Origin of the sequence: Mucilaginibacter sp., assembly GCF_036568825.1 — a bacterium.
Lineage (GTDB): Bacteria > Bacteroidota > Bacteroidia > Sphingobacteriales > Sphingobacteriaceae > Mucilaginibacter.
The window spans coordinates 42,822-55,103 of the sequence record NZ_DATCRU010000012.1 but is presented as its reverse complement, the minus strand read 5'-3'; the positions used below and the strand labels follow the sequence as shown (position 1 = coordinate 55,103).

The following is a 12,282-nucleotide window of genomic DNA, read 5'->3' as shown; positions in this document are numbered from 1 at the left end:
TTAGTGCTTAAGCATTGAAAAATATTCTGCCAGCGGGCCCAATGCCAGTGCAGGGAAGTATGACAAGGCGTTCAATATGAGGATCACAGCGAAAGTCATTACACCGAAAGTCACCGTATCGATGCGTAATGTACCGGCAGATTCAGGTATGAATTTCTTTTGCGCCAGCAGACCAGAGATTGCCACCGGACCAATGATCGGCAGAAACCTCCCAAAGAAGATCACTACACCTGCGCTGACATTCCAGAAGATATTATTGTCTGCCAAACCTTCAAATCCGGACCCGTTGTTCGCATTGGATGATACAAACTGGTACAGCATTTCCGAAAAGCCGTGATAACCCGGGTTATTGAGCCATGCAGATGGCTTTACTGCCCAATCTGCATTAGGGTGTGTGTAGAATATATAACAAGCCAATGCGGTACCGCCTTTGATCAACAATGGACTGAGTAGGGTGATAATTGCGGCGATCTTTATTTCTCTCGCCTCTACTTTATGGCCCAAAAATTCGGGTGTTCGACCAACCATCAATCCTGAAATGAATACAGCGATGATCAGATAAATATAATAATTCAGGAAGCCGACGCCATCACCACCAAAGAAACCATTGATCATCATTGCCAGCAACTCCCAGCAACCGGTTAAAGGCATCATACTATCGTGCATGCCGTTTACCGAACCGGTAGAGGTTACGGTGGTAAGTGTGCTCCAGTAAGCCGTTGCAGCCGGACCAAACCGAACATCCTTGCCTTCCATCGAACCGGTAGCTTGGGTTATACCCATTTTAGCTATTTCGGGGTTACCACCTACCTCGCTTACTATCGATGGGATCATGAGCATCAACGTACCCACCAGCATCACCCCAAATATTATCCAGCTTAATTTTCTTCTGCGGATGAAAAAGCCCAGTGCAATAATCATCCCGACAGGAATAATAAATTGTGAAGTGACCTCCACCATGTTGGTGAAATAATTCGGGTTTTCGAACGGATGAGCTGAGTTTGCGCCAAAGTATCCACCACCATTTGTACCGAGGTGTTTTATGGCGATCATTTGCGCAGCAGGCCCGCGTGATAAGGTAACTGTATCTCCCTGCAGTGAGATAAATTTATCTTTAGCTGCATAGCTGCTTGGTGTACCGTTGAAAGTCAATATCAGGGCGATCACTACTGAAATAGGTAACAATACACGGGTTATTGATTTTACAAAAAAGTCCCAAAAGTTACCCAGGTCAGTTGTGGTTTTGTCCCTGAATGCTTTGAAAACCGCAACGGCAGCAGCCATACCCGTTGCAGCACTGGTAAATTGCAGGAACATGAATATAAAATGCTGGGTAAGATAGGTTGCGCCTGTCTCTCCCGAATAGTCCTGCAGGTTACAGTTTGCCAAAAAACTGATAATGGTATTGAATGACAAGTCAGGCGTCATACCGGGGTTACCATCAGGGTTCAGGGGCAGTTTGTCCTGGTATATCAGCACAAAAAAGCCATATAATACCCATAAGATATTGATGATAAGCATAGCTTTCAGGAACTGCTTCCAGTTCATGTGTTCTTTAGGATTGATACCTCCCAGTTTGAACATCCATTTTTCGAGCGGTTTCAGAAAGTCGGTCCATACCTTCTCGCCGGCATACATTTTTGCCATGTACTTACCAAGCATGATTGCTATGGTGAGCGTGATGATGAATGTTACTATTATTCCAGTTAATTCCGTGTTCATAGTTTCAGATTAAAATTTTTCGGGTTTCAGCAGTACATATACCATGTAGATGAAAACCGCAATTGAGATAATGAATAATGCGATCATGATTTTTAGATTTTTTCGAACCAGTCGATTGATTTGTAGGAAAGCCAGCACATTACGATGATGGCGACGAAGAGATAAAGGGTGTTCATAGTTTTAATTTTTAGTGGGGTTTTGTTGCATAGCGTTTAGTTAATTATTGCAGAAGTTTGATTTTGAGATAGACGATATAACCCAGCGCCAGAGCAAAAAGGCAGTAGAAGATCATTATCAGAAGTTCTTTAGGGGAGTATTTTGCTTGTTCTCTTTTCATTGCTGACTGTGTTACGCTTTGGGTTGATTTTCTTCCCTATTCGCGAAGAGGATGCCAGCAATAGCCGCAAACCATTCAACAAACTATGAATCAGGTGCTTAAAAACAAATCAAGGTAGATTATAGGAGAGAATAAACAGAAAAGCTCTATCAAAATGATAGAGCTTTATTAAAATGAGAGTATAGTTAGAAGTCATGCCGAATTTATTTCGGCACCCCATCATAAAGGTGTGCGATATACATGTCTGCTACCTGCAAATCGCTGACCAAGCAAGCGTGAATGTCCTGTGGGGCGCTGAAATAAATTCAGCATGACGTTTTTTTATATTCTTAAAGAAGATAAATCTAAAATCGTAAGTCTAAAATCTTAAATGAAATCACACTTTCGGCAGTTTATACCCGTTGTGATATTCCTTCATCATGTATTGCTTGTTAATGGCGTTATCAGTAAAGCCACCTTCGCCGTTGTTCCATTCTAACTTCTTGCCACTGCGATAGGCTATATTTCCCATTTGTGCTACGGTAGCTACGTGGGCTCCTGCCTGGATAGGGCAATGCAGGTCTTCCAGCTTACGCGATTTGACCACGCTGACGAAGTTTTCCCAGTGTTTATCCAAACCGTCGTCTGATTTGGCAACATAGGGTTTAGCGACTTTGCTTTTACTCTGGCGCTCTTCTATTACTTCCCAACCGTTCCTGTCCAGTATTAGTGTGCCGTTGTTACCTATGTACGCAATACCATGATCACGGTTATAAGAGCCGTTATCAATACCCATTGCCGAATCCCACACCATGTTAAAGCCGTCGAACTCGTATAGCGTAGTTAAAGTATCTGGCGTTTCTTCGGATAGTTCGGGATAAGCAAATCTTCCGCCCAAAGCTGAAACGGATTTTGGTATAGGGGATTTCATTCCCAGTAAACCATAATCCAAAAGGTGCACGCCCCAATCGGTCATCAAACCACCTGCATAATCCCAAAACCAACGGAAATTGAAATGGAAACGGCTGGCATTGAAAGGTACCGTTTTAGCCGGGCCGAGCCATGATGCATAATTCACTCCTGCAGGCGGCGCACTATCCTGAACTACCGGAGCAGGGCGCATCCACCCCTGGTAGCACCATACTTTTACTGTACGAATATTTCCTAATTGACCGCCCTGCACAAAATCAACCGCATCTTTAAAATGTTGTTGACTGCGTTGCCATTGCCCCGCCTGCACTACCTTGTTATACTTTTGCTGTGCTGCCACCATCGCCCTGCATTCTCCGATGGAGTTGCCCACAGGTTTTTCTACATACACATCCTTTCCGGCTTCGCAGGCATGCATCATGATCATGGCGTGCCAATGGTCGGGCGTACCGATGACCACAGCATCAATATCCTTCTGATCTAACAATGCCTTGTAATCATCATATCGACGAACTTTTGACGCATCATGACCCATTTTTGTGTAATCAGCCATTCGCTTATCCATCACGTTTTTATCTACGTCGCACATAGCAATTAGATTTACACCTGGCACCTTTAATGCCGCAGTAACATCAGCCCAACCCATACCGTTGATGCCAATAGCACCGATATTCAGTTGATCGGATGGTGCAATGCGATTTTTAAAAATGGCGAATGCCTGGTTGTTTAAAGCCGAAGCCATTATGGTGCCGCCTGCCAGCAAAGCAGACTTCTGCAGAAAATCTCTACGGGAATTCATAAGTCAGTAATTGGTTTTGCTAAATATAGGACACGATTGAAGGATTTTAACGATTCATACGATAAAAACTTTCAGAATAAATCGTAATTCGTACATCTAAAATCGTAAATTATTCCAGGCCGTACTCTTTCAGCTTACGGTAGAGGGTCGCTATACCAATATTCAGAAGCCGGGCAGCTTCGGCACGGTTGCCGTGGGTATGATTGAGTACACGCTGAATATGCAATTTTTCGACCGATGACAGGTCGAAGGCCGATAAGGTTTGATTAGATTTTAAAGGCTGTAGATTTTGAATATCGTAAGGCAACAAGGTTTCATCCAGCTCATTACCGTCACAAAGGATCACAGCGCGTTCTATCACATTCTTTAGTTCACGAATATTTCCCGGCCAGTTGTAAGCCTCCAGTTTTTCGACGAAAGTCTTGGATAAACCGGTGATCTGCTTAACAACCTTCGCCGCAAAATACGACATGAAGTATTCCGCTAATAAACTGATATCCTTTTTGCGCTCACGCAAAGCAGGTAAGGTGATCTGAAAAACGGATAAGCGATAGTAAAGATCAGATCTGAAATGACTCTCTTCACTTTCTTTAAACAGATCACGATTAGTTGCCGCCAATATGCGCACATTTACAGTGGTCGGTTTGGTGTCTCCTATTTTGATAAACTGCTGCGATTCCAGAACTCTTAGCAACTTAGCCTGCAGCTCATGATCGAGCTCGCCGATCTCATCTAAAAATATCGTACCGCCATTAGCCTCTTCAAATAGTCCTTTTTTATCTTTTGTAGCCCCAGTAAATGAACCTGCTTTATGGCCAAACAATTCACTTTCTAATAGCTCCTTCGTAAAAGCACTGCAATTAACGGCGACAAATGATTTCGCCCTACGATTGCTTGCCTGATGTATTGATTCGGCAAAAACTTCTTTGCCAGTACCAGTCTCACCTAATAATAAAACGGTTGTATCTGATAAAGCGACTTTTTGGGCAAGCTTAATGACATCAGTTATGGCTGAGGATTTACCAATAATGCGGTCGAACCCAAATTTGTTATTCAGTTTGCTTTCCAGTTCTTCTACACGTTGCTGCAAAAAGGCTTTATCCATCGCCTTACTCACCAGCGGAATGATCTTCTCGTTATCATCACCTTTAGTGATATAATCAAAAGCACCTGATTTGATAGCCTTTACACCGTCATTGATAGTTCCAAAAGCCGTAAGAACGATCACCTCGGTAGCGGGCCAACTTGTTTTGATCTTTTCGGTAAGTTCGATGCCGTTACTATCTGGAAGCTTTACATCACTTAATACTACATGAAATGATTCCTGTTGTAATTTGCGCAAGCCTTCTTTGCCGTTGGCTGCTGTGGTTACTTCATATCCTTCCAACTGAAGAATACGGGCCAGCAGGTTTCGCAACCGCTCTTCATCATCAATGATCAATAACCTGCCTTTTTGCATATCGGGATGCAAAGTTGATAAAAAATTAGCTTAATCAAACGTTATTATATGCCCGCATTAAAAATCCATTAGAATATTGTAACAATAAAGTAGCAATTAATCCTTTTAGAAACTCTTACATCTAAACTATAACGATCTGCAAAAGAGAAGCAGGTCAGTAAAAATTTAAATCGAAATATCATGAAAAGGAAATTTGCAGGATTAGCACTTATCGCCATATTGATCGTATCAGTAACTTCAGGATGTGTTGTTCGTGAAGGTGGTTACCATCATTATCATCACTATTACCGTCCTTACTAAAGATTATTTAATAGGTTAGCAAGTGTGAAAAAGAGTTTGGGCCGATCGCTCAAACTCTTTTTTTATGACTGATACATTCTTTATATTTAAAGACTTAATTCAAACCCCCTTACCCCTTATGTCAACAAGAAAAACCTGGCACGACATCCACCTCGATTCACGCAAATTCGGACAACGCTTAGCAGACTCAGTAGCTAATGGAATGGGCTCCTGGAAATTTATTATATGGCAAACCATTATCGTTGTAGCCTGGATGGCACTGAATGTTGTTCTGATAGCTACTCATCGCTGGGATCCGTATCCTTATATTTTATTAAACCTTGTCTTCTCTACACAAGCTGCTTATGCTGCTCCTATTATCATGATGGCTCAAAACAGGCAGAGCGACCGCGACAGGGCACAGGCCGACGCAGATTATAAAACCAATTGCGAGGCAAAAGAGGAAATCGAGGAATTACAAAAGCGCCTGAATGCCATTGAAGTAGACAAACTTGATCGCATTTTGCACTTACTAAATGAAATGAAAGTAAAATAGTTACTTGGTTGAAGAAGCAATCGTTTCGTTAACAACATTAAGCAGGGAATTGCTGCCGGTGGTATCCTGCATTAATTGCCAGATCATAATGCCGCCTGTTTTTTGCAGAGCCAGCTTAGTTTTATTTTTTATGGTGGGGATACCGTTATAATAAATGGTGCCCCCATCTTTTACGGTTACAGAGTCCGTTTTTTCCGCACCATCGTATGTATTAATGATTTTTCGGTAAGACATATCAGCGGGCACCTTAGCACCAAATCCATAACCGTAAAAAGGTATGCCTAAATTCAGTTTTTCTTTAGTAATTGCTTTTTCTCCGGCCCAGTAATCCACATCCTCAACAGCCATTTCATAAGGCGCATGAGGGCCTGGTTTTTCCGGCCTCCACGGACCAGTTTTATCGTACGACATGATATTGATAAAATCAAACAAGGTAAAAACCTTATCAGTATACCTGGTTTTGTAAACAGTGGCCACTGCCGCCGTAAGCATTTTTCCTTTTGCCTTCAGTGCGGGTAATAATCCATTTATAAATTGTTCATAGTTTGCATCTATACGCTCGCCTTCAAGGTCGACATCTATGCCGTCAAAATTATAATGCTCTGTTAGTTGAACCAGCTTTTTTATCAGGGCAGCACGGTTAACATCATTTAATAAATTTGAATAATAAGCCGGAGCAAGTCCGCCGCCAATGGATGCCAGCACTTTTACATGATAACGGTGCATCTTGTCTGTAAATGCTTTCAGTTTTGGCAACTCCTGGAAATTTCCGGCTGAATCAGGATTAATAAATGCAATATTCACATGGGTGACCTTGCTGAAATCAATTTTATCGGCATCGCCGTTGATGATATTATCTAAACGGAGATAACCGATCACCCTGAATTTATTTGCCTGAGCGCTCACCAAGAGGCAGCACAACATTAACGCGAGTAATAAAAAGTATCTTTTCATTACTACTAATATCAATTTATTGATTGATTGTGGCAACAGGGGCTAATTAATTATATTTAGCTTTTATTGAGTTGTTTACCTTATCCCGATCCTCCAAATAGTCTATGATTGTTCATGCAAAAAAGTTTTTGTGCCTGCTTTTGTTTATTGCAACTGCCTTTGCAAATGCACAAACAACGCCTTTTGCATTCAGTCATTTTACGCTGGACAATAACCTGTATGCGCATGTGCTGATGCGCGATAGCAAAGGGTATTTGTGGATCGGTTCGGATGGCCTTTTTCGTTATGACGGCGTTAATCTGAAACATTTTATTCACGATCCAAAGAATAACAATTCACTCGTAAGTGATATTGTGAAAAGCATTGTCGAGGATAAAAAAGGCCGGATATGGGTGGGTGCAATAAAGGGCATTAGCTGTTATGATCCTGCAACAGATTCGTTTACCAATTACGAATATTCAGGCGATAATCCAGGAAACAGGAACAACCTGTTTGACAATGTACTATTTACTGATGCCGGGGGCACATTATGGTGCGGCAATCAATCGGGCATAAGTCGTTTTGATAATCAGAAAAATCAGTTTTTTCTTTATGATTTGGCAAAATATCAGTCACCAGGTCATAAGAAGGGAATTTTTATCACAGGGATTATTGATGATAAAAAGAATCTGGATTGGCTTTGGCTTTCCAGCTATGACGGGTTAATCCACTTTAATAAAAAGACTGGATTTGCCCGTTACTACTACCCTGATGGTCCGCCAACAACCATCAACAATCTGTTCCAGGATTCACATCACCGTATTTGGTTGGTAACATGGGGGCGCGGGTTGGGCTATTTTAATGAGACTGCGGGTCAATTCTCTTTTTCGCTTTTCGAACCGGATTATCATTTCGGAACGGATAATATTGTATTCAATATCCAGGAAGACATCAAAAGCAAGGACAGTAGTCTATTCTTTGTTAGTACCAATAAAGGGCTTTGTATACCGGACTTTCATAAACCTGAAAAAATCCATTTTAACTATTTCTATAATAATCAACCTAATGACCTCAAAAGCATTGGCGCCACCCCGTCTCAAACTTTGATAGATAAACAGGGCATTATCTGGGTGGCAACCGACAAGGATGTTAGTTATATATTGCCATCAACGCAGGTTTTTAAGGAAATAAACAGTACTAACCACCCTAGCGCATTAATTAATTCTATTACAGAAGAAAAACTCGAAAACAACCATTATCAATACTGGCTAAGTTGCTGGTATACTGACGGCCTCTTACGGTGTGATGAAAACTTTTTATCAAAGGGAAAAGTTCAGTTGCCTGCCGGATATGGAAAAACTGCAAACAGCAGGCAGATCAACCAGGTGGTCATCGATCCTGAAACAAAGGATATTTGGATAGCCACCATGGATGGCCTATATAAATGGAACCGGGCGAAAAATAGTATCAAGGCTTTTTATCCTGATAAATCAAACCCGCTGTCTTTGCCATCAGAGCATGTGATGAGTTTGCTATTAGATCATCAGAAAAAGCTTTGGATTGGTACCTACCAAAAAGGTTTTACTGCGATGAACACGACAAACGATGCGTTCATTAAAGTACCGGATCACGTACAAAATGCAGCAAAAGACAAACGTGTGTTTTGCATGTACGAAGACAGCAAACAGCGAATATGGCTGGGTTGCGCCGGTGCACTTTTCAGGACGAATGAAAAAACAGGACAATGGCAGGTATACGAACATCAAAAGAACAATAATAAAAGCAAAGCCTCTGGCGATGTGAACGGTATAGCCGAAGATAACAACGGCAATATATGGATAGGTAATGATGAGGGATTGAACCGCTATAATGAAAGAACTAATGATTTCGAGCTGTTTACTACCGCCGACGGACTTAGCAACGACCATATTTATAATATCGTTTGCGATAAAGCGGGTATGCTATGGGCAGGGACCACAAGTGGATTAAATTCCATTGATCCGGCTACCAATATTATCAAAAGTTTTTATGAGAAAGATGGCTTATCGCTTAATGACCAGTCGAATGCCATCATAATCAGGAGCGACAATGAGATCGTTGCTGCAGGTGCAAAAGGCACGGTAACTCTGTTTGATCCGGCTAAACTGTACCGGAATTCTACACCGCCGCCGGTTTACATCACTTCGTTAAAGCTTTTTAATAAACAGGATAAACGCCAATCATATTTCCCTTTGCCAAAAGAGATCAGCCTGAGCTATGACGAGAATTATTTTTCGATAGATTTTATCGCGCTTAACCTGATGAATGCGGGCAATAATAAATATGCCTATCAATTAACAGGATTGGATAAAAACTGGATACAAAACGGCAACGAACACAGTGTAACCTATAGCAACCTGAGCGCAGGTCAATATACTTTCAGAGTAAAGGCAGCTAATAATGACGGCATTTGGAATAACCAGGGTGCAAGTTTGACCATCACCATATCGCCGCCATTCTGGAAAACCTGGTGGTTTATTACCTTATGCGTGATAGCCATAATTATTATCGGCTATAGCTTATATAATTACCGTTTAGAGCAACTACTACAGGTAGAGCGCTTGCGTACCAAAATTTCAACAGACCTGCATGATGACATCGGGTCAACGTTAAGCTCTATCTCCATTTTGAGCGAGTTGGTTCTGCATAAAAAGGATAAAGAACAGGCCGATGAAATGCTGAACGAGATAAAGGATAATGCCATTAGTCTGATGGAAAAGATGGACGACATTGTCTGGAGCATTAATCCGAAGAATGATTCGCTGGAAGACTTGCTTTCACGCATTACCCGTTTCGCATCGCAATTATTTGAGGCGAAAAATATAGATCATACCATTACCATTCAGCCTGATATTAAAGACTTGAAATTATCTATGGAGTCGCGCCAGCATTTGTACCTGATGATTAAGGAATCCATCAATAATATTGTAAAACATGCTAACTGTACAAGAGCATCAATAACAGCAACATGTAAGGACCATCTACTTCATGTAGTGATTGATGATAACGGCAAAGGCTTTAAAACCGATAAGAATCATTCAGGAGACGGGTTAATCAATCTGAAAGAAAGAGCAGTTAAAATGAATGCAAATGTTCAGGTTGATTCCATTCCGAGAAAAGGCACAACGGTAGCTATCAGTATAAAAATCAAATGAATATCCTATTGTAAATAAGCCATTTAGCTAACAATTTTATGTTATGATAAAAGTAGGGATCGTAGAAGACAATAACACTTTGCGCAAGAGCCTCACCAGCCTGTTTAATGAGGCCGGTGACATGAAGTGTGTAATGTCGTTGAACAACCTGCTGCATATCGTTAAAGAGATCCAAAAGAATTCACCTGATGTGATACTGATGGATATCGGGCTCCCCAATATTTCAGGGATTGATGGTGTATTAACCGTCAAGTCTTTCTTCCCGGCAATACAGATCATGATGTTTACCGTTTTTGAGGATGCGGATAAGATATTTGACGCCATACGAAATGGCGCATCCGGTTACCTGTTAAAGAAAACACCACCACTGGAAATCGTCGATGCCGTGCGCGACCTGCACAACGGCGGTGCCCCGATGACGGCCAGTATTGCCCGTATGGTGATCCAATCATTTCATGTTCAGCAGGCATCAGCGGTTGAAGAATACAAGCTTACTCCGCGTGAGAAGGAAATACTCCGCTCACTGGTTGATGGTGCCAGCTATAAAAAAATTGCAGATCAGTATATGGTTAGCATCAGCACAATCCGTACACATATTTGCAACATCTACAATAAGCTGCATGTAAACTCTAAAGCTGAAGCTGTAGCTAAGGTATTGAAGCAGAGACCATAAAAATCAGATATTCATCCGATTGCACTCCCCCCGCCTACTGGGTAAATTTGATTGGTAACAAGAAAGTGACACCCCCTGACATTGGTTTACAGCCTCTGCATCACCTGCCGTTACTCATCTGCCTTGAATCTTGTAAAATCAAAAAAATATAAACCTCATGAAAAAGTTATTGATGTTTTTGTTCTGTCTTGTTGCCCTGGGTTCGGTGCATGCACAGGTGAGCAACCCTGGCGATGTGGCTAAAGATGGAGCCACTAATCACGCCAATGGCGATATTAACAGCACCGTTGATAATGGGCTGAATAAAACTGAAAACGCCATAAAAGGACTTTTTAAAAAGAAGAAAAAAACGGATAATAGTCAGCAGACCAACAACAATTCTTCAAAGAATAACAACCAGTCTGCACAAAATAATAATGGCGACAGCGGTCCTGCTGCAGGCATTGGCGTTTATCAAAACTATGATTTTGTTGCCGGCGATAAGATCATTTTCAACGATGATTTTACTGCCGATCAGGATGGCGAATTTCCTGCTCACTGGGAACTTGCAAAAGGACAAGCTATAATGAATACCCAAAAAGGTAAAAAAGCTTTCCTGCTTACGGATGGCAACTATGTTTATGTATCCCCGCGGATGAAAACCAGTTCCTATTTAGGAAACGAGTTCACACTGGAATATGATAACTATTTTGAAAGCGGAGCCTACCCTACCCACGTATTCTTCTTCCTGCCGAATGAAAATGATTTCAGTGCATACGTAGCGGTTTCTGCAAGTGAGGCTTCGTTTACCAATACTATTTCAGGCAGTTCGGTGGATTTAAATGGCAGTCTTCCATCAGCTATATCCGGCAACAACTTTGAAAACAAATGGCATCATATCGCTATCGGGTACAAAAACAAGCAGATAAAAGTGTATGTCGATCAATACCGTGTCTTGACAGTACCTGATTCAAAGATAGCTCCGGGTAGTATAAAATATGGCGGAATAGGCAACATAGATAATCCGCTGATGTTCACCAACGTAAAGCTGGCACAGGGCGGCAGTCAGAACATGATCGGGAATATACTCACCAGCGGGAAATTCATCACCCATGGCATCACATTCGATATTGATAAAGCAACCATCAAGCCTGAAAGTATGGGTGTGCTGAATGAAGTGGCTAAGTTTCTTCAGTCAAACCCTTCCATAAAAATGGAGATTGATGGGCATACCGATAATAGCGGCACTGCACCACATAATCTTACCCTCTCGCAACAACGCGCCGATGCTGTGAAAGCGCAATTGGTAACTATGGGTATCGACGAATCGAGATTTACGACCAAGGGACTAGGCGATACCAAACCAATTGCTGACAATACCACGCCCGAGGGTAAAGCCAACAACCGCCGGGTAGAATTTGTGAAAATATAATCTGCATAAC

At 41.7% G+C, this 12,282-nt stretch carries 9 protein-coding genes; 4 read left to right on the top strand and 5 right to left on the bottom strand.

All coding sequences use genetic code 11. The annotated features are described in order from the left end of the window. The 4 genes from kdpA to VIM89_RS02880 all read right to left on the bottom strand — a co-directional run bounded on the left by kdpA (position 1) and on the right by VIM89_RS02880 (position 5,226). On the bottom strand, positions 1-1,722 hold the full coding sequence (kdpA, locus tag VIM89_RS02895; RefSeq protein WP_488154626.1) for a potassium-transporting ATPase subunit KdpA: 1,722 nt from the start codon (positions 1,720-1,722) through the stop codon (positions 1-3). A gap of 9 nt (positions 1,723-1,731) precedes the next feature. After that, positions 1,732-1,809, bottom strand: a complete 78-nt coding sequence (gene kdpF / locus VIM89_RS02890; protein WP_377145610.1) for a K(+)-transporting ATPase subunit F — start codon at positions 1,807-1,809, stop codon at positions 1,732-1,734. Between the two features lie 626 nt (positions 1,810-2,435). Beyond that, the gene (locus tag VIM89_RS02885) at positions 2,436-3,767 is read right to left on the bottom strand and encodes a Gfo/Idh/MocA family protein (protein ID WP_488154625.1); all 1,332 of its coding nucleotides are present in this window, start codon (positions 3,765-3,767) and stop codon (positions 2,436-2,438) included. Between the two features lie 109 nt (positions 3,768-3,876). Continuing rightward, complete coding sequence (locus VIM89_RS02880; protein ID WP_488154624.1) at positions 3,877-5,226, bottom strand: sigma-54-dependent transcriptional regulator; 1,350 nt, start codon at positions 5,224-5,226, stop codon at positions 3,877-3,879. Between the two features lie 418 nt (positions 5,227-5,644). Between VIM89_RS02880 and VIM89_RS02875 the strand changes: the two genes are divergently transcribed. Then, the gene (locus VIM89_RS02875) at positions 5,645-6,061 is read left to right on the top strand and encodes a DUF1003 domain-containing protein (protein ID WP_488154623.1); all 417 of its coding nucleotides are present in this window, start codon (positions 5,645-5,647) and stop codon (positions 6,059-6,061) included. Here VIM89_RS02875 and VIM89_RS02870 read toward each other — a convergent pair whose 3' ends face one another. Then, positions 6,062-7,015 carry a glycosyl hydrolase family 18 protein gene (locus tag VIM89_RS02870; RefSeq protein ID WP_488154622.1) on the bottom strand — a complete coding sequence of 318 codons (954 nt, stop codon included), beginning with the start codon at positions 7,013-7,015 and terminating at the stop codon, positions 6,062-6,064. A gap of 104 nt (positions 7,016-7,119) precedes the next feature. On the opposite strand from VIM89_RS02870, the gene VIM89_RS02865 reads away from it, so the two are divergent. The 3 genes from VIM89_RS02865 (at position 7,120) to VIM89_RS02855 (ending at position 12,272) form a co-directional block, all read left to right on the top strand. Further along, positions 7,120-10,188, top strand: coding sequence for a ligand-binding sensor domain-containing protein (locus VIM89_RS02865; protein ID WP_488154621.1), 3,069 nt, complete (start codon positions 7,120-7,122; stop codon positions 10,186-10,188). A gap of 43 nt (positions 10,189-10,231) precedes the next feature. Continuing rightward, positions 10,232-10,861: a response regulator transcription factor gene (locus tag VIM89_RS02860; RefSeq protein ID WP_488154620.1), complete on the top strand. Its 630-nt coding sequence runs from the start codon at positions 10,232-10,234 to the stop codon at positions 10,859-10,861. Between the two features lie 157 nt (positions 10,862-11,018). After that, a complete protein-coding gene (locus tag VIM89_RS02855) occupies positions 11,019-12,272 on the top strand; it encodes an OmpA family protein (protein WP_488154619.1) in 1,254 nt (417 codons plus the stop codon). Positions 12,273-12,282: the final 10 nt, after the last annotated feature.